The organism is Streptomyces sp. NBC_00086, assembly GCF_026343255.1.
Classification (GTDB): Bacteria; Actinomycetota; Actinomycetes; order Streptomycetales; family Streptomycetaceae; genus Streptomyces.
This window is the reverse complement of sequence record NZ_JAPELZ010000001.1, coordinates 2,642,182-2,658,414: the sequence shown is the minus strand read 5'-3', so window position 1 is coordinate 2,658,414 and position 16,233 is coordinate 2,642,182. Positions and strand designations below refer to the sequence as shown.

Sequence of the window (16,233 nt, the reverse complement as noted above, 5' to 3'; positions counted from 1 at the left end):
ACGGCTCGGACGCGGCCGGGCTCAGCTCGTGGAGCCGGCCCGGCGCATCCGGGCTGCGAGCAGGAGGCCCGCGCCGGCGACGAGCGCGGTGCCCGCACCGCCCACGATCCAGCCGGTGTCACCGGCGCCGGTCGTGGCGAGGGGGCCGCTGCCGCCCTGGGGGGTGACAGCGGTGTTCCCGGGGCCGGTCTCGGTGTCGGTGTCGGTGCCGGAAGAGCCGGGGGAGGGAGCGGGCGTGGGAGTGGGCGTGGGCTTGGCCTCCCCCTCCTCCTTGTCCTTGTCCTCCTGGGCCTTCTTGTCCTTGGCGCGCGCCTCGTGCTGGCCCGTCTTCAGGAACTCGGTGCGGTCGGCGGCCGTACCCGCCAGCGCGGCGCGGCCGGCCTTGGCCACTTCCGGGCCCCCGCCGTCGATGATCTTCGCGATCGCGACACGGTTGTCCTGGTCGCGCAGTTCGTACTGGGTCACTTCGAGGAAGTGGCGCAGCTCGGCCGGGGTGGGGGAACCGTTGAGGAGCTTGCCGATCGCCTCGCTCAGGATGGGTCCGTCCCAGCCCTCGTCGATGCGGGCGAGCTCGACCCGATCGTCTTCGGCCTGCGCGAGGTACCGCCCCGTCTTCAGGAAGGCGATGCGGTCGGCGGGAGTGCCCTTCAGGGCCTTCTTGCCCTCTTCCCTCACCACGGGGCCACCGGTGCCGACCAGCCTGGAGATCTCGACCTTGTTGTCGTCGTCGCGCAGCTCGTGCTGGGTGACCTCGTAGAAGTGGATCAGCTGCTCCAGGGTCGCGTCGATCTCGAAGATGTTCCTGATCCCCTCCTTCAGGCCGGGACCGGCGTCGTTCGCCAGTCGGGCGATGAGGACCCGGTAGTCGTCGCGGCGGATCGTGTGCTGGTCCTTCTCGATGAACTTGCGCATGGCCGCCGGACCGTCGGCGATGGCCTTGTGGCCCGCTTCCTTCATGTACGCGCTGGCCATCGGGTCGGCGATGATCGCGAGGATGGTCTTGCGGTCCTGCTCGGCCTGGTCCTCGCCGGCCTTGTCGGCTGCGGTCGGAGCCGTCGTATCGGCGGGCGCTGCGGACCCCTGCCCGGTGGCAAAGGCCGGGGACGCGAGCAGGACGGCCGGAGCCAGGGCGGCGGTGGTGATCGCTGCGGCGAGACGGGACAACTTCACGGGACAACCCCCTGGAGAAACGTTCTTTTCGCCGTACAAGACTCACCGGCCGGGCCGATGGTTGTACGCGGCAGCGAAATGATCGGAAGGGGTGTGTCCGCCTATCGGCCGGTCAGGGCCGCCTCGGCTCCCGCGTAGGTGACTCCGTGGTCCGTGAGGACCTCTGCGGGTGTGCCGGGGCGGGAGAGGAGGGCGAGGAGCAGGTGGAGGGTGGAGATGTGGCGCTCCTTGCGGCCCAGGGCGATGCGCAGGGACTGCTCCAGGATCTTCTTGGCGCCCGGGGTGAAGCGGGTGCGGCCGGAGCGGCTGCGCGGGGCGGGGCCCGACAGGGCGCCCTCGCCGTGGGTCTCCTCGATGCGGGTGACGATCTCCGTGAGGTCGATGCCGAGGCCCGCGAGGGCCTCCTCGTCGGCCTTGGACATCCCGCCCCGGCGGCGGGCGGCCGCCAGGTCGGCGGAGACCGCGGCCCGGTCGACGCCCAAGGGGTCGAGCGCGCCCAGTGAGAGCAGGGAGAGGAGCAGGTGCTCCTCGCCGACCCGCTGCGCCCCGGTCCGCTCGGCCTCGACGATCGCGCCCGTCACGGTGGAGCGGGCGTCCTGGGTGAAGCGTTCGAACATCAGAGCCTCCCGTGCTTCTTGTGTACGGCCTGCCGGCTGACGCCCAGCTCGGCCGCGATCTCCTGCCAGGACCAGCCCTGCGCGCGGGCCCCGCGTACCTGTACGGCTTCCAGTTGCTCCAGCAGTCGCCGGAGGGCGGCCACGGCACGCAGGCCGACGCGCGGGTCACGGTCACCGGCGCGCTCGGCCAGATCGGTAGCTTCCGTCATGGGTGTCAATGTAGGTTGACATACGGGAGGGTGTCAACCCACATTGACATCGGCGCGGCGGTGGCGGTGGTGGTGGTGCGGGCTACGGCGGCCCTGGCTTCTAGACGGTGAGGACGATCTTGCCGAAGAGGTCGCCGGACTCCAGCTTCGCGAAGCCCTCGCGGGCCCGGTCCAGCGGCAGGGTCTCGTCGATCACGGGGCGGACCCCGGTCGTCGCGCAGAAGGACAGCAGGTCCTCCAGCTCGTCCTTCGAGCCCATCGTGGAGCCGACCACCTTGAGTTCCAGGAAGAAGATCCGGGTCAGCTCGGCGTGGGCCGGGCGGTCCCCGCTGGTGGCGCCGGAGATGACCAGGGTGCCGCCGGGGCGCAGGGACTTGACCGAGTGCGACCAGGTGGCGGCGCCGACCGTCTCGATGACGGCGTCGACCCTCTGGGGGAGCCGCGCGCCGGGCTCGTAGGCCTCCACGGCGCCCAGTTCGACGGCGCGCTTGCGCTTGGCCTCGTCCCGGCTGGTCGCGAAGACCCGCAGGCCGGCGGCCTTGCCGAGGACGATGGCGGCGGTGGCGACGCCGCCGCCCGCGCCCTGGACCAGGACGGAGTCCCCGGGGCGGACGCCGGCGTTGGTGAAGAGCATTCGGTACGCGGTGAGCCAGGCGGTGGGCAGGCAGGCGGCCTGCTCGAAGGAGAGCTCGGCGGGCTTGCGCAGGACGTTCCACGCGGGGACGGTGACCTGCTCGGCGAAGGTGCCCTGGTAGCGCTCGGTCAGGATGGAGCGGGGCTCGTCGGGGTCGACCCCGTGGCCGGTCTGGCCGATCACGGAGTGCAGGACGACCTCGTTGCCGTCTTGGTCGATCCCGGCGGCGTCGCAGCCGAGGATCATGGGGAGCTTGTCCTCGCCGAGGCCGACTCCGCGCAGTGACCACAGGTCGTGGTGGTTGAGGGAGGCGGCCTTGACGTTCACGGTCACCCAGCCGGGGCGGGCCTGCGGGGCTGGGCGTTCGCCCAGCACGAGGCCGTTCAGGGGCTGGTCACGGTCGATTCGGGCGGCGTAGGCAGCGAACATGGCCGCGAGGCTACCGGTCGGTAGGCCTGGGATCCAGGCCTGGTCCGGCCCGGCGGGCGGCTGTTCGGGGGCCGGGCGGCGGTGTGGCCACGGCCTGCGGCCATGCCCTGCGGCTGAGCCGCCTCCTGCCCGGCTGTGGGGGCGGGGCCCTGCGGGGCTGTCCCCTACCCGCCCTTCCACCGTTCCCTGGGCTCCGCCCAGACCCGCGCCTCAAACGCCGGCGGGGCTGGATACATCCAGCCCCGCCGGCGCGGGGAACGGAAAGGGGCCCGGCCGAATGGTGCGGCCGGGCCCCTCCTCGTTCAGTCAGTGCAGCGACTACGCCAGGCGGGCCACGCCGTCGGCCTTCGCCGCCGCGGCGACCGCGGCCGTGACGGCCTCGGCGACGCGGGTGTCGAACGGCGAGGGGATCACGTAGTCGGCGGCGAGCTCGTCACCCACGACGCCGGCGATGGCGTCGGCGGCGGCGATCTTCATGCCCTCGGTGATCCGGGTCGCGCGGACCTTCAGCGCGCCCGCGAAGATGCCGGGGAACGCCAGCACGTTGTTGATCTGGTTCGGGAAGTCCGAGCGGCCCGTGGCCACGACCGCCGCGTACTTGTGCGCGACGTCGGGGTGGACCTCCGGGTTCGGGTTGGCCATGGCGAAGACGAAGCAGTCCTTCGCCATCGTCGCCACCGCGGCCTCGGGGACCGTACCGCCGGAGACGCCGATGAAGACGTCCGCGCCCGCGAGGGCGCTCTCCAGGGAACCGCTCTGGCCGGTCTTGTTCGTCAGGCCCGCGATCTCCGCCTTGACGTCCGTCAGGTCGGAGCGGTCGGCGGAGACGACGCCCTTGCGGTCGGTGACGCAGACGTCGCCGATGCCCGCGTCCACGAGGATCTTGGCGATCGCGATGCCGGCGGCGCCGGCGCCCGAGATCACGGCGCGCAGGTCGGCGAGGGTCCGACCCGTGAGCTTCGCGGCGTTGCGCATGGCGGCCAGCGTCACGATGGCCGTGCCGTGCTGGTCGTCGTGGAAGATCGGGATGTCCAGCGCCTCCTGGAGGCGGCGCTCGATCTCGAAGCAGCGGGGCGCCGAGATGTCCTCCAGGTTCACCCCGCCGAAGGACGGCGCGAGGCGGATCACGGTCTCGATGATCTCGTCCGTGTCCTTGGTGGCGAGCGCGATCGGAACCGCGTCGACGCCACCGAACTGCTTGAAGAGAATGGCCTTGCCCTCCATCACGGGGAGGGAGGCTTCCGGCCCGATGTCACCGAGTCCGAGCACGGCCGTACCGTCGGTGACGACGGCGACCACGTTGGACTTCCAGGTGTACTCGTTCACGAGCTCGGGCTGCTCGGCAATGGCGCTGCAGACCTTCGCAACGCCGGGCGTGTACGCCAGGGACAGGTCGTCCTTGTTGTGGACCGGCACGGTGGCCACGATGGCCATCTTGCCGCCCCGGTGCAGCGCGAACACCGCATCCGGGTTGTTGTCCGTCACGCTGTCGCTGCGAGGATTGACGATCTCCGCTGCCACTGTCTTAACCCCTTAAGTCTTTGAATCGTTGAGGGTGGCCACTCCTGGTTAAGGGGTGGGCGGGCACCGCGTCCGTCTTCACGACGACGGTTGTAGGCCCGTCTCCGTGAAGGGGAGGTTCGTACGCGCGGGCGCGCCGCACGCGCGCCCTGAGCCCCGGATGAGGGGTGTAAGGATCTGTTCTACCCGAAGAACACTCACCCAGACGAGTCGATTCCCGCTCGACCATAAGCTCCTTGTCCCGGTTTTGGCGAAAAGTCCAAACCTCTCTGTCCGATGGGCGAGACGCGCCGTAAATAGTGCGGCAAAAGGCCCAGGTCACGGCCGTTCGTGCGGCTCTGAGGGGCCTTGTCCGCAGTCCTGTTGGGTACGAAGCGGCTGCCGTTATCCGATTTTGACCTGACGGGCTGCCTGAATGACTCAGTCCGAATGGCAAGATGCCCCTAATCACACAAGGTCGCGACACTCGATGGGGCGTGCCCGACCGCATATCGATGCTTTCCACCTGCCGGAGGAACCAGCTCATGACCGCAAGCACCACCCGTCGTACGACCGCCGCCCGGTCCCGGATCGCCGCGGTCGGCGCGATCGCGGTCGCCGGCGCCCTGATCCTCACCGGCTGTGGAGACCAGACGGAGAAGAAGGGGTCCGGCGACGCCACGAAGTCCAACGCCGCCCCCCTCTTCTCGGCTCTGCCGAAGAAGATCCAGGACGCGGGTGTCATCAAGGTCGGCACGGACGCGGCGTACGCGCCGATGGAGTTCACCGAGGGCGGCAAGATCGTCGGTGTCGACCCCGACATCGCCGAGGCCCTGGGCAAGCAGCTCGGTGTGAAGTTCGAGTTCACCTCGGGCAGCTTCGACGGTCTGATCACCTCGATCTACTCCGGCCGCCAGGACGCGATCATGTCCTCGGTCACGGACAACGAGAAGCGCCAGAAGGGCCTCGACGACGAGGGCAAGCAGATCGGCAAGGGGATCGACTTCGTCGACTACTTCTCCTCCGGCGTCTCGCTCCTCGTCAAGAAGGGCAACCCGCAGGGCATCAAGTCCCTCGACGACCTCTGCGGCAAGACCGTCGCCGTCCAGCGCGGCACGATCTACGAAGACACCTTCAAGGCCCAGGCCACGAAGTGCGGTGACAAGAAGCTCACCATCGAGTCCTTCGACACCGACGCCGAGGCCCAGACCCGCGTCAAGGCCGGCGGCGCCGTGGCCGACCTGAACGACTTCCCGGTCGCCGCGTACATCGCGAAGACCTCGGGCGGCGGCAACGACTTCGAGGTCGGCGGCGCGCAGTCCGACGTCGGCCTCTTCGGCATCGGCGTCAGCAAGGAGAACACCCAGCTGCGCGACGCCCTGAAGCAGGCCCTCGACGCGATCATCAAGGACGGCTCCTACGCCAAGGTCCTGGAGAAGTGGAACGTCAAGGACAGCGCCGTGCAGTCGGCGACGGTCAACGCAGGCAAGTGACCCGTGCGGACCGGCGGGCGCACGTGCCCCCGGTCCCTGGTTCCTGAGCTCCACTGAAGGGCAGTCATTGTGACTGACAAGATCGACAAGGGTCCGGCCGCAACCCCGCCGGCCGGACCCGGCGCCTCGGGTACCCCGTACGAGGCCATCAAGGCAATTCCCGTGCGGCACTACGGCCGCTGGATCAGCGGTGCGGTGGTCGTCGTACTGCTGGGCTGGCTGGTTTACGCCTTCTCGCAGGGCAACGTGATCTGGAAGACGGTCGGAGACAAGCTCTTCGATCCCTCGATCATCGCCGGCCTGGGCAACACGGTGATCATCAGTGTGTCCGCGATGGCGCTGGGCCTGGTGCTCGGCATCCTCTTCGCGGTCATGCGTCTCTCGAAGAACCCGGTGACGAACACCGTCGCGTGGCTCTACATCTGGTTCTTCCGCGGTACCCCGGTCTACGTACAGCTGCTGGTGTGGTTCAACCTGTCGCTGATCTTCCAGTACGTGAACCTCGGACCGATCTACAAGCAAGAGACCGTCGAACTGATGACCCCGTTCATGGTCGCGCTCCTGGGCCTCGGCCTGAACGAGGGCGCGTACATGGCGGAGATCGTCCGTGCGGGCATCCAGTCCGTCGACGAGGGCCAGAGCGAGGCCTCGCACGCGCTGGGCATGACCCAGACGCAGACGATGCGCCGCGTGGTGCTCCCGCAGGCGATGCGCGTGATCATCCCGCCGTCGGGCAACGAGTTCATCAACATGCTGAAGACCTCGTCCCTGGTGTCCGCGGTCCAGTACACGGAGCTCCTGCGGGCCTCGTCGAACATCGGGTCCACGGCCGGCGCCATCATGGAGATGCTGTTCGTCGCCTCCATCTGGTACCTGGCCCTGACCAGCGTGTTCAGCGTCGGCCAGTACTACCTGGAGCGCCGCTACGCACGCGGTTCGCTGCGCTCCCTGCCGCCCACGCCGCTCCAGCGGCTGCGCGCCAACCTGAACATGTTCCGCCGTACGGAGGTGGCGAAGTGACCGCCCAGCCGATGGTCAAGGCCGAGGCCGTCCACAAGTCGTACGGCCCCGCGCACATCCTCCGGGGCATCGACCTCGAAGTCGCCCCGCGCGAGGTGTTCTGCCTGGTCGGCCCGTCCGGCTCCGGCAAGTCCACCTTCCTGCGCTGCATCAACCACCTGGAGCGCATCAACGCCGGGCGGCTCTCGGTGGACGGCCGGCTGGTCGGCTACAAGGAGAAGGCCGGAAAGCTCTACGAGCTCAAGGACAGCGAGGTCGCGGCCCAGCGCCGGGACATCGGCATGGTCTTCCAGCGCTTCAACCTCTTCCCGCACATGACGGCCATCGAGAACGTCATGGAAGCCCCGGTCATGGTCAAGGGCGAGAGCAAGGCGGTCGCGCGGGCGCGCGCCGTCAAGCTCCTGGACCGGGTCGGCCTCGGCGACAAGGGCGGGAACTACCCCACCCAGCTCTCCGGCGGCCAGCAGCAGCGCGTGGCCATCGCCCGCGCGCTGGCCATGGAGCCGAAGCTGATGCTCTTCGACGAGCCCACCTCGGCGCTCGACCCGGAGCTCGTCGGTGACGTCCTCGACGTCATGCGGGACCTGGCCGAGTCGGGCATGACCATGATCGTGGTGACCCACGAGATGGGCTTCGCCCGCGAGGTCGGCGACAACCTCGTCTTCATGGACGGCGGCGTCGTGGTCGAATCCGGCCACCCCCGCGAGGTCCTGGGCAACCCGCAGCACGACCGCACGAAGGCCTTCCTCTCGAAGGTCCTCTAGGACGGCGGCGTTCCACGCGTGAGGGGCGGTACGGACATCCGTACCGCCCCTCGCGCATGACCGGCCCGCGCTGCGGGCCCCGGCCTACTTCAGCGCCAGCACCAGCCCGTCGGAGGGCGAGCGCCAGACCGTACGGGCCTCCGCGAAGCCGGCGTCGCGCAGCGTGGCCGCGTGCCAGGACTCCGGAGGGGTGTCGCCGTCGGCGTGATCCCCGTAGATCTCGAAGCGGGCCTTCGTCGGCTCGGCGAGCTCCGGGTCGCCGGCCGCGAGCTCCCACCACTCGCGCCAGTCCAGCGCCCCGGCCGCCTTCGCCCGGTCCATGCCGCCGTGCCGGTGGGCGCGCTCGGCGGCGTTGATCCGAGGGGTGGTGGGGTCGGGCATGTGGTCGGCGTTCATGAACACCCCGCCGACGCGCAGCAGGGACGGGAGCTGCCCGTAGAGGACGGCGAGGTCCTTGCTCGGCAGCCAGTGCAGGGCGGTGGCCGTCAGGACGGCGTCGTAAGAGTCGTGGGGGAGGGCCGAGCGCCAGTCCGGGTCCTTGAGGTCGGCGGTCACGAAGGTGACGCGGGGGTCGCCCGCGAAGTGGCCCCGGGCGATCGTCAACAGCGCGGGGTCCAGATCGACTCCCGTACTGGTGGATTGCGGGAACCGCTTCAGGACGCGGTCCGTGATGCTTCCCGTACCGCACGCGAGATCGAGCACCCGGGGGGCGGAGCCGACCAGCGCCTCCACCATGTCCAGCATCACGCGGAACCGCTCCTCGCGGTCCGGCATGTACCACTCCTGCTGGCGGTCCCAGCTGTCCTGCCAGGCCTGCCAGTTCCCGCGGTCGGGCGATGCCGTACCGGAGCCGTCGGGCGATGCCGTACCGGACGATGCGGTCTCGGGGCGTGCCGTATCAGAGCTTGCCGTATCCGCCACGAAATCCTCCACGCGTAATACCCTCGAACATGTCTCAGCCGTTACCGGAGACACTAATCCGCAGCCGTAAGGACTACAAGTGGAACTGGCCCATTACTCGGACTATGCCGTGCGCCTGGTCAACACCGAGGAGCCGGCCCGCAACAAGGACTCGCTGACCTCAGTGGACGCCGTCCGCGCCCTCTTCGGCGCCAGCGTGCAGATGGCCCGCCGGGTCACGGACGGTGACGTCACCCGCTTCCGCAACGTCCGCGGCCGGCTGCGCACCGTCTTCGAGGCCGCCGACGGCGGCGACCACGTCCTCGCCGTCGACCTGCTGAACTCCCTGCTCATGGAGTTCCCGGTCAGCCCCCAGGTTTCCGGCCACGAGACGGTCGGTGAGCACGGCGGCCCGCACTGGCACATCCACCTGGCCGACCACCCCTCCAACGCCTCCGCGGGCTACGCCGCGATCGCGTGCTTCGGGCTGGCCTTCCACCTCACCGAGCACGGCCCCGACCGGCTCGGCCTCTGCCAGGCCCCGCCCTGCCGCAACGCCTACCTCGACACCTCCACCAACCGCTCCCGGCGCTACTGCTCCGACCGGTGCGCCACGCGCGCCAACGTCGCCGCCTACCGCGCCCGCAAGCGCCTGGAGGCCGAGGGGTCCGCCCGCAGCGGGCGCAGCGCCGAGGAAGCCCAGGAGAGCCACGCCCTCACCGAGCGCTGATCCTGCGCCGCGTGCTCCGGCCGGGGGCGCGGCCGGAAGCGGGCCACCGCGGTCGCCAGCACGAGCTCGTCGGGGACCGCCCCGTAGTCCGTGCTGTCGCCCGTCTCGTTGTACGGGTTGTCGCCCAGCACCCACCAGCCGCCCGGGCGCCGCTCCACCGCCCGCTTGACGACCAGCAGGTCCTGCTGGAAGGGGTGGCGCAGCACCACCACGTGGCCCGGCCGCACGGGTGCCCCGTAGCGGACCAGAACCTGGTCCCCGCTCTCCAGGGTCGGCGCCATCGAGGGGCCGCTCACCTCCACGGTGCCGATCTGCTTCAACGGCGATTCCCACTCCCGCGTCCGGCCGCGCGAGCGCGTGCTCCCCGCCATCCGAGACCTCCTTGACCGCGCCCGACCACTCTTCGTGCCACCCCGCATGCTGCCGCACTCTTCCGTACATTCGGTCACCGGCCCGGGCACACCCCTGGACTTTTGTCCCAACCGCACGGGGGCGCCCGCGAAATCGTCTTTCTCACGGAGTAATCTCCCCCTTGAGAAGACGATCACGAGGAGGACAAACTCCATGCTTTCCCGCCTCTTCGCCCCCAAGGCGAAGGTCTCCGCCCACTGCGATCTTCCGTGCGGCGTGTACGACCCTGCCCAGGCCCGCATCGAGGCCGAGTCCGTCAAGGCCGTGCAGGAGAAGTACCAGGCCAACGACGACGCCGACTTCCGCGCGCGCGCCATCACCATCAAGGAGCAGCGCGCCGAGCTCGCGAAGCACCACGTTTCCGTGCTGTGGAGCGACTACTTCAAGCCGCCGCACTTCGAGAAGTACCCGCAGCTGCACACCCTGGTCAACGACACCCTGAAGGCCCTCTCGGCCGCCAAGGCGTCGAACGACCCGGCGACCGGCGCCAAGGCGCTGGAGCTCATCGCCGAGATCGACCGCATCTTCTGGGAGACCAAGGCCGCCTGATCAGGCTCCTCGCCTGATCGGCCTTGTCCCGCGGGACGATGACGAAGGGGCCCGACCGCACTGCGGTCGGGCCCCTTCGTCGTGCCGCGCGTCCTGCGCGTCCTCGTCGTCCTCGTCCTACTCGTCGTCCTCGTCCTCGTCGTCCAGGCGGGCCAGCCAGGTGGCGAGGCGTTCCACCGGGACCTCGAAGTCCGGGTTCAGGTCGACGAAGGCGCGCAGCTGCTCGGCGAGCCACTCGAAGGTGACCTCCTCCTCGCCGCGCCGCTTCTCCAGCTCCTCGATGCCGCGATCGGTGAAGTACAAGTCGGGCTCCGTGCGGTGGTCGGGTGTTCGGGTGTGTCACGCCAGGATAATCCGCCGCCCCGCCGCGGCCGGACCTGACCGCTTTCCGCCGTTCGCGGAGCCCCTCTCCCGGGCAGGGATGGAGGGTCCGCGGCGGGAGGTATGCATGGATCACCCCGAGCCGAGCGACGGCGTGCTGCGGGCACTCGGTTCCACCGAGCCGTCCGCCGAAGGGACCGCGCTCGTGCGCGGCGTACGGCGGGCCCGGCGGCTGTGGCTGCTGCGGGAGCTCGGGGCGCTGCCCGCCGCCCGTACCGGGGAGGCGGCCGAGCACTGGGCCCTGCTGGAGGAGGCCGGGCGCCGGGACCCCGCTGCGGTGGCCGACGTGGTGCACTATCCGGCCACCGGGGTGTGGGCCGAGGAGACGCTGCGCCGGCTGCGCACGCGGCACGGGCCGCCCGCCGACCTCGGACACCTCGGGGCGCTCGCCGCCGCCGCGGCGCTGCGCGCCGGGATCGGCTTCAAGATCACGCTGCGGCCCGCGCACGGACGCCTCGCGCTGCCCACCCTCGGAGTGCTGCGCCCCGACCGGCCGGGCCCGCTCGCCCTGAGCGAGGGCTCCTGGGACCCCGGGAGCCCGGAGGCGCTGGCCCTGCACGCACTGCCCGACGGGCGGACCGCCCTGGACGACTTGGACCCGTACCGCGCCTCGGGTACGGTGCCCGCCGCGCGCCGGCTCACCCCCAGGGGGCACAAGCGCTGGGACACCCAGTGGTCCGGAGCCCTCACCCTGCTGAGGCGCTACAACACCGCCCGCGCGGAGGAGGCCGGGCTGCTGCTGCGCTGCGTGGTCCCGCTGTCCGGCAGCTCCCGGTCCTACGGCGGAACCCTGCCCGCGGCGGCGGGCTCCGTCCTGGCGCGGGCGCAGCCGCCGCCCGCGCTGGCCGCGACCCTCGTGTTCGAGGTGCAGCACGGCAAGCTGGCGGCCCTGGCGGAGGCGCTCCCGCTGCACACCGCCGACGGCTCCGCGCGGTACTGGGCACCCTGGCGGGCCGATCCACGGCCGCTGGAGGGGCTCCTGCGGGGCGCGTACGCGCACCTCGGGCTGGCGGGCTACTGGCAGCGCGCGGCGCTCTACGGGGCCAGGGGGGCTTGGGCGCAGCACGCGCGGGTGCGGGCTCAGGTGGCGGCGGTGCTGCCCGTCCTGGACGCGTGCCCGGAACTCACCGGCGGTGGGCGGGTGTTCGTCGGGGCGATGGTTGCGGCGGAGCGGGGCATGGACGGGGTGCCGGCGCCGGGGTCTCGGTATGCGGTGGCCCGCGGGGTGGTCGAGCGGGACCGGCTGGCCTGGTGTGCGGCGCACCCGAACCTGGCTCCGTACGCGTCCGGCTGACGGGGTGGGCCGCTGCGCGGGGCCGCCCCCTGCCCGCCCTTCCACCGTTCCCCGGGGCTCCGCCCCGGACCCCGGTCCTCAAACGCCGGACGGGCTGGAAAACCAGCCTCGCCGGCGTAAGCGGACCGGATCGCCGGAAGGCCCGGCCCCCCGAGGGGGGCCGGGCCTTCCGGGTTCGAGCAAGCGCAGTGCTCAGGCCTCGAAGACCTCGTTCAGGAGGAGCTGCTGCTCCGCCTGGTGGCGCTTGGCCGAGCCGACCGCCGGGGACGAGCCGTGCGGGCGGGAGATGCGGCGCAGGCGCTCGCCGGCCGGGATGTCCGCGCCGACCGCCAGGTCGAGGTGGTCGATCAGGTTGAGCGCGATGAAGGGCCACGCGCCCTGGTTCGCCGGCTCCTCCTGGGCCCAGATGTACTTCGCCGCGTTCGGGAACTTGGCGATCTCCGCCTGGAGCTCCGCACCCGGGAGGGGGTACAGGCGCTCGATGCGGATGATCGCGGTGTCCGTGATGCCGCGCTTCTCCCGCTCGGCCTCGAGGTCGTAGTAGACCTTGCCCGCGCAGAAGACGACCTTGCGGATGTCGTTCGGGTCACCGGCTCCGGAGGAGACCCGCGTGTCGCCGATGACCGGACGGAACGAACCGGTCGTGAACTCCTCCGCCTTCGACGCCGCCGCCTTCAGACGCAGCATCGACTTCGGGGTGAAGACGATGAGCGGCTTGTGGTGCGGGTTGTGGACCTGCCACCGCAGGAGGTGGAAGTAGTTCGACGGAAGGGTCGGCATCGCGACCGTCATGTTGTCCTGCGCGCACATCTGCAGGAAGCGCTCCGGGCGGGCGGAGGAGTGGTCCGGGCCCTGGCCCTCGTACCCGTGCGGGAGGAGGAGCGTGACGCCGGACGTCTGGCCCCACTTCTGCTCGGCCGAGGAGATGAACTCGTCGACGACGGTCTGCGCGCCGTTGACGAAGTCGCCGAACTGGGCCTCCCAGAGGACCAGCGCGTCCGGGCGGGCCAGCGAGTAGCCGTACTCGAAGCCCATGGCCGCGTACTCGGAGAGCAGCGAGTCGTAGACGTTGTAGCGGGCCTGGTCGTCCGCGAGGTAGAGCAGCGGGGTGTAGTCCTCGCCGGTCTCCCGGTCGATGAGGACCGCGTGGCGCTGGCCGAAGGTGCCGCGGCGGGAGTCCTGGCCGGACAGCCGGACCGGGGTGCCCTCCATCAGCAGCGAACCGAAGGCCAGGGTCTCGCCCATGCCCCAGTCGATGGTGCCGTCGTCGATCATCGCCGCGCGGCGCTGCAGCTGCGGCAGCAGACGCGGGTGGACGGTGACCGTGTCCGGGATGTTGACCTGGGCCTCGGCGATCCGCTTGACGACCTCCTGGGAGATCGCGGTGTTCACGGCGACCGGGAACTCCTGCGCGACCTGGGCGGGCGCCACCAGGGCGGCCGCGGGCTGCGTGGCGGCCTCGCGGACCTCCGCGAAGACCTTCTCCAGCTGGCCCTGGAAGTCCTGGAGCGCCTGCTCCGCCTCTTCCAGGGTGATGTCGCCGCGACCGATGAGGGACTCGGTGTACAGCTTGCGCACCGAGCGCTTCTTGTCGATCAGGTCGTACATCAGCGGCTGGGTGAACGCCGGGTTGTCCGACTCGTTGTGACCGCGGCGGCGGTAGCAGATGAGGTCGATGACCACGTCCTTGTTGAACGCCTGGCGGAACTCGAAGGCCAGGCGGGCAATGCGGACGACCGCTTCCGGGTCGTCGCCGTTCACGTGGAAGATCGGCGCCTCGATCATGCGGGCGACGTCGGTCGCGTACATCGAGGAACGCGAGGACTCCGGGGCGGCGGTGAAGCCGACCTGGTTGTTGATGACCACGTGCACGGTGCCGCCGGTGCGGTAGCCGCGCAGCTGCGACATGTTCAGCGTCTCGGCGACGACGCCCTGGCCCGCGAAGGCCGCGTCGCCGTGCAGGGCGACGGGCAGGACCGTGAAGTCCGTGCCGCCCTTGTTGATGATGTCCTGCTTGGCGCGGACGACGCCCTCCAGGACCGGGTCCACCGCCTCCAGGTGCGAGGGGTTGGCGACGAGCGAGACCTTGATCTGCTCCCCGTCCAGGCCCGTGAAGGTGCCGTTGGCGCCCAGGTGGTACTTGACGTCGCCGGAGCCGTGCATGGACTTCGGGTCGAGGTTGCCCTCGAACTCGCGGAAGATCTGCGCGTACGACTTGCCGACGATGTTCGCGAGCACGTTCAGGCGGCCGCGGTGGGCCATGCCGATCGCGACCTCTTCGAGGCGGGCCTCGGCGGCCGAGTCGATGACGGCGTCGAGCAGCGGGATGACGGACTCGCCGCCCTCCAGGGAGAAGCGCTTCTGGCCGACGTACTTCGTCTGCAGGAAGGTCTCGAAGGCCTCCGCCGCGTTCAGGCGGCGCAGGATGCGCAGCTGCTCCTCGCGCTCCGGCTTGGAGTGCGGGCGCTCGATGCGGTCCTGGATCCAGCGGCGCTGCTTGGGGTCCTGGATGTGCATGAACTCGACGCCGGTGGTGCGGCAGTACGAGTCGCGCAGCACGCCGAGGATGTCGCGCAGCTTCATCATCGACTTGCCGGAGAAGCCGCCGACCGCGAACTCGCGCTCCAGGTCCCACAGGGTGAGGCCGTGCTCGGTGATGTCGAGGTCGGGGTGCTTGCGCTGCTTGTACTCCAGCGGGTCGGTGTCGGCCATGACGTGGCCGCGGACCCGGTAGGAGTGGATCAGCTCGAAGACGCGGGCGGCCTTCGTGACGTCGTCGTCGTGCGAGGCGTCGATGTCCCGGAGCCAGCGGACCGGCTCGTACGGGATGCGCAGCGCCTCGAAGACGTCGTCGTAGAAGCCGCTCTCGCCGAGCAGCATGTTCGCGACGATCCGCAGGAACTCGCCGGAGGCCGCGCCCTGGATGACCCGGTGGTCGTAGGTCGAGGTCAGGGTCATGACCTTGGAGATGCCCAGCTTGTTCAGGGTGTCCTGCGAGGTGCCCTGGAACTCGGCGGGGTAGTCCATGGAGCCGACGCCCATGATGACCGACTGTCCGGGCATCAGGCGGGGCACGGAGTGGACGGTGCCCAGGCCGCCGGGGTTGGTCAGGGAGACCGTCACCCCGGTGAAGTCGTCCATCGTCAGCTTGCCGATGCGGGCCCGGCGGACGATGTCCTCGTAGGCCTGCCAGAACTCGAAGAAGTTGAGGGTCTCGGCCTTCTTGATGCCGGCGACGACGAGCTGGCGGTCGCCGTTGGGCTTCACCAGGTCGATCGCGAGGCCGAAGTTGATGTGCTCCGGCTTGACCAGGGTCGGCTTGCCGTCCTTCTCCGCGAAGGAGTAGTTCATGGACGGCATGGCCTTGATGGCCTGCACCATCGCGAAGCCGATGAGGTGGGTGAAGGAGATCTTCCCGCCCCGGGCGCGCTTGAGGTGGTTGTTGATGACGATGCGGTTGTCGAACAGCAGCTTCACCGGGACGGCGCGGACGGACGTGGCCGTCGGCACTTCCAGCGAGGCGTTCATGTTCTTGACCACGGCAGCCGCCGGGCCGCGGAGCGTCACCAGTTCGGGGCCGGCAGGGGCCTCGGTGGCGGGCGCGGCCTTCTGCGGGGCTACGGAGGGGGTGGTGGCCGGAGCGGCCTGGGAGGCGGGGGCTGCCGGTGCGGCGGCGGCCGGGGCCTGGGAGGTGACAGTCACAGCAGGGGCACCAGAGGGGGTGGCAGGTACAGGGGCAGGTGCTGACACGGGCGTCGTGGGCGCGGCGCCGGAGGTGGCCTGCGTGGCCGCCCCCGATGCGGCGGCGTCGGAAGCCTGCGGTGCCGTGGCGGTGACGGGGGCGGCGGCCTGTGCGGAGGCGCCGTCCGTCGTCGTCGCGGCGGGGGGAGCGGGCCGGTCCGTGGGCTTATCCGCCTTCACCGGAGCGACAGCGCCACCCGGCTTGTAGTCGGCGAAGAAGTCCCACCAGGCCCGGTCGACCGAGTTCGGGTCCTGGAGGTACTGCTGATAGATCTCGTCGACGAGCCACTCATTCGCGCCGAAGCCCGGGGCGGGGTTCTTCCCGTCTCCTGCTGCTTCGGTCGTGGTGCTCGAGTTACTGGGGGACTGTGGCGACACGGCGGCAACCGCC

General features: G+C 70.4%; 15 protein-coding genes. 6 read left to right on the top strand and 9 right to left on the bottom strand.

What is annotated here, in order from left to right:
- Positions 1 to 21: 21 nt before the first annotated feature.
- The 5 genes from OG276_RS11610 to OG276_RS11590 all read right to left on the bottom strand — a co-directional run bounded on the left by OG276_RS11610 (position 22) and on the right by OG276_RS11590 (position 4,580).
- Positions 22 to 1,170 (bottom strand): ALF repeat-containing protein, encoded by a 1,149-nt coding sequence (locus OG276_RS11610; protein ID WP_266904602.1) that lies wholly within the window; start codon positions 1,168 to 1,170, stop codon positions 22 to 24.
- A gap of 101 nt (positions 1,171 to 1,271) precedes the next feature.
- Positions 1,272 to 1,787: a Clp protease N-terminal domain-containing protein gene (locus OG276_RS11605; RefSeq protein ID WP_266904600.1), complete on the bottom strand. Its 516-nt coding sequence runs from the start codon at positions 1,785 to 1,787 to the stop codon at positions 1,272 to 1,274.
- The gene (locus OG276_RS11600) at positions 1,787 to 1,996 is read right to left on the bottom strand and encodes a helix-turn-helix domain-containing protein (protein WP_243336126.1); all 210 of its coding nucleotides are present in this window, start codon (positions 1,994 to 1,996) and stop codon (positions 1,787 to 1,789) included. The genes OG276_RS11605 and OG276_RS11600 overlap by 1 nt, the downstream gene beginning before the upstream one ends.
- Positions 1,997 to 2,096: 100 nt before the next feature.
- Entirely contained in the window at positions 2,097 to 3,059 is a 963-nt protein-coding gene (locus OG276_RS11595; protein WP_266904598.1) for a zinc-binding dehydrogenase, read from the bottom strand.
- 318 nt (positions 3,060 to 3,377) lie between these two features.
- A complete protein-coding gene (locus tag OG276_RS11590) occupies positions 3,378 to 4,580 on the bottom strand; it encodes an NADP-dependent malic enzyme (protein ID WP_266904596.1) in 1,203 nt (400 codons plus the stop codon).
- 524 nt (positions 4,581 to 5,104) lie between these two features.
- Here OG276_RS11590 and OG276_RS11585 point away from each other — a divergent pair.
- The 3 genes from OG276_RS11585 (at position 5,105) to OG276_RS11575 (ending at position 7,836) form a co-directional block, all read left to right on the top strand.
- Positions 5,105 to 6,052 carry an ABC transporter substrate-binding protein gene (locus OG276_RS11585; RefSeq protein ID WP_266904594.1) on the top strand — a complete coding sequence of 316 codons (948 nt, stop codon included), beginning with the start codon at positions 5,105 to 5,107 and terminating at the stop codon, positions 6,050 to 6,052.
- 69 nt (positions 6,053 to 6,121) lie between these two features.
- Entirely contained in the window at positions 6,122 to 7,072 is a 951-nt protein-coding gene (locus tag OG276_RS11580) for an amino acid ABC transporter permease (protein ID WP_266904592.1), read from the top strand.
- An 11-nt stretch (positions 7,073 to 7,083) separates the two neighbouring features.
- Complete coding sequence (locus tag OG276_RS11575) at positions 7,084 to 7,836, top strand: amino acid ABC transporter ATP-binding protein (protein WP_266912717.1); 753 nt, start codon at positions 7,084 to 7,086, stop codon at positions 7,834 to 7,836.
- Positions 7,837 to 7,920: 84 nt separating this feature from the next.
- Here OG276_RS11575 and OG276_RS11570 read toward each other — a convergent pair whose 3' ends face one another.
- Positions 7,921 to 8,610 carry a trans-aconitate 2-methyltransferase gene (locus OG276_RS11570; RefSeq protein ID WP_266912716.1) on the bottom strand — a complete coding sequence of 230 codons (690 nt, stop codon included), beginning with the start codon at positions 8,608 to 8,610 and terminating at the stop codon, positions 7,921 to 7,923.
- Positions 8,611 to 8,836: 226 nt separating this feature from the next.
- Between OG276_RS11570 and OG276_RS11565 the strand changes: the two genes are divergently transcribed.
- Positions 8,837 to 9,466, top strand: a complete 630-nt coding sequence (locus tag OG276_RS11565) for a CGNR zinc finger domain-containing protein (RefSeq protein ID WP_266904590.1) — start codon at positions 8,837 to 8,839, stop codon at positions 9,464 to 9,466.
- Here the strand turns inward: OG276_RS11565 and sodX are convergent.
- Positions 9,370 to 9,837 (bottom strand): nickel-type superoxide dismutase maturation protease, encoded by a 468-nt coding sequence (gene sodX, locus OG276_RS11560; protein WP_266904588.1) that lies wholly within the window; start codon positions 9,835 to 9,837, stop codon positions 9,370 to 9,372. The genes OG276_RS11565 and sodX overlap by 97 nt on opposite strands.
- A gap of 193 nt (positions 9,838 to 10,030) precedes the next feature.
- On the opposite strand from sodX, the gene sodN reads away from it, so the two are divergent.
- Positions 10,031 to 10,426: a superoxide dismutase, Ni gene (gene sodN, locus OG276_RS11555; RefSeq protein ID WP_030709803.1), complete on the top strand. Its 396-nt coding sequence runs from the start codon at positions 10,031 to 10,033 to the stop codon at positions 10,424 to 10,426.
- Between the two features lie 117 nt (positions 10,427 to 10,543).
- Here sodN and OG276_RS11550 read toward each other — a convergent pair whose 3' ends face one another.
- Positions 10,544 to 10,729, bottom strand: coding sequence for a DUF6104 family protein (locus OG276_RS11550; protein ID WP_124439251.1), 186 nt, complete (start codon positions 10,727 to 10,729; stop codon positions 10,544 to 10,546).
- A 145-nt stretch (positions 10,730 to 10,874) separates the two neighbouring features.
- Here OG276_RS11550 and OG276_RS11545 point away from each other — a divergent pair, with 145 nt between their 5' ends.
- Positions 10,875 to 12,101, top strand: a complete 1,227-nt coding sequence (locus OG276_RS11545) for an HEXXH motif-containing putative peptide modification protein (RefSeq protein WP_266904571.1) — start codon at positions 10,875 to 10,877, stop codon at positions 12,099 to 12,101.
- A gap of 192 nt (positions 12,102 to 12,293) precedes the next feature.
- Here the strand turns inward: OG276_RS11545 and OG276_RS11540 are convergent, their stop codons facing one another.
- Positions 12,294 to 16,220 (bottom strand): multifunctional oxoglutarate decarboxylase/oxoglutarate dehydrogenase thiamine pyrophosphate-binding subunit/dihydrolipoyllysine-residue succinyltransferase subunit, encoded by a 3,927-nt coding sequence (locus OG276_RS11540; RefSeq protein ID WP_266904569.1) that lies wholly within the window; start codon positions 16,218 to 16,220, stop codon positions 12,294 to 12,296.
- Positions 16,221 to 16,233 lie beyond the last annotated feature (13 nt).

Bases quoted from the DNA above. Each gene is read 5' to 3' on its own strand.
- OG276_RS11595 (WP_266904598.1), bottom strand. From the start codon at position 3,059: ATGTTCGCTGCCTACGCCGCCCGAATCGACCGTGACCAGCCCCTGAAC.
- OG276_RS11585 (WP_266904594.1), top strand. From the start codon at position 5,105: ATGACCGCAAGCACCACCCGTCGTACGACCGCCGCCCGGTCCCGGATC.
- sodN (WP_030709803.1), top strand. From the start codon at position 10,031: ATGCTTTCCCGCCTCTTCGCCCCCAAGGCGAAGGTCTCCGCCCACTGC.
- OG276_RS11570 (WP_266912716.1), bottom strand. From the start codon at position 8,610: ATGCCGGACCGCGAGGAGCGGTTCCGCGTGATGCTGGACATGGTGGAG.
- OG276_RS11605 (WP_266904600.1), bottom strand. From the start codon at position 1,787: ATGTTCGAACGCTTCACCCAGGACGCCCGCTCCACCGTGACGGGCGCG.
- OG276_RS11575 (WP_266912717.1), top strand. From the start codon at position 7,084: ATGGTCAAGGCCGAGGCCGTCCACAAGTCGTACGGCCCCGCGCACATC.
- OG276_RS11545 (WP_266904571.1), top strand. From the start codon at position 10,875: ATGGATCACCCCGAGCCGAGCGACGGCGTGCTGCGGGCACTCGGTTCC.
- OG276_RS11600 (WP_243336126.1), bottom strand. From the start codon at position 1,996: ATGACGGAAGCTACCGATCTGGCCGAGCGCGCCGGTGACCGTGACCCG.
- sodX (WP_266904588.1), bottom strand. From the start codon at position 9,837: ATGGCGGGGAGCACGCGCTCGCGCGGCCGGACGCGGGAGTGGGAATCG.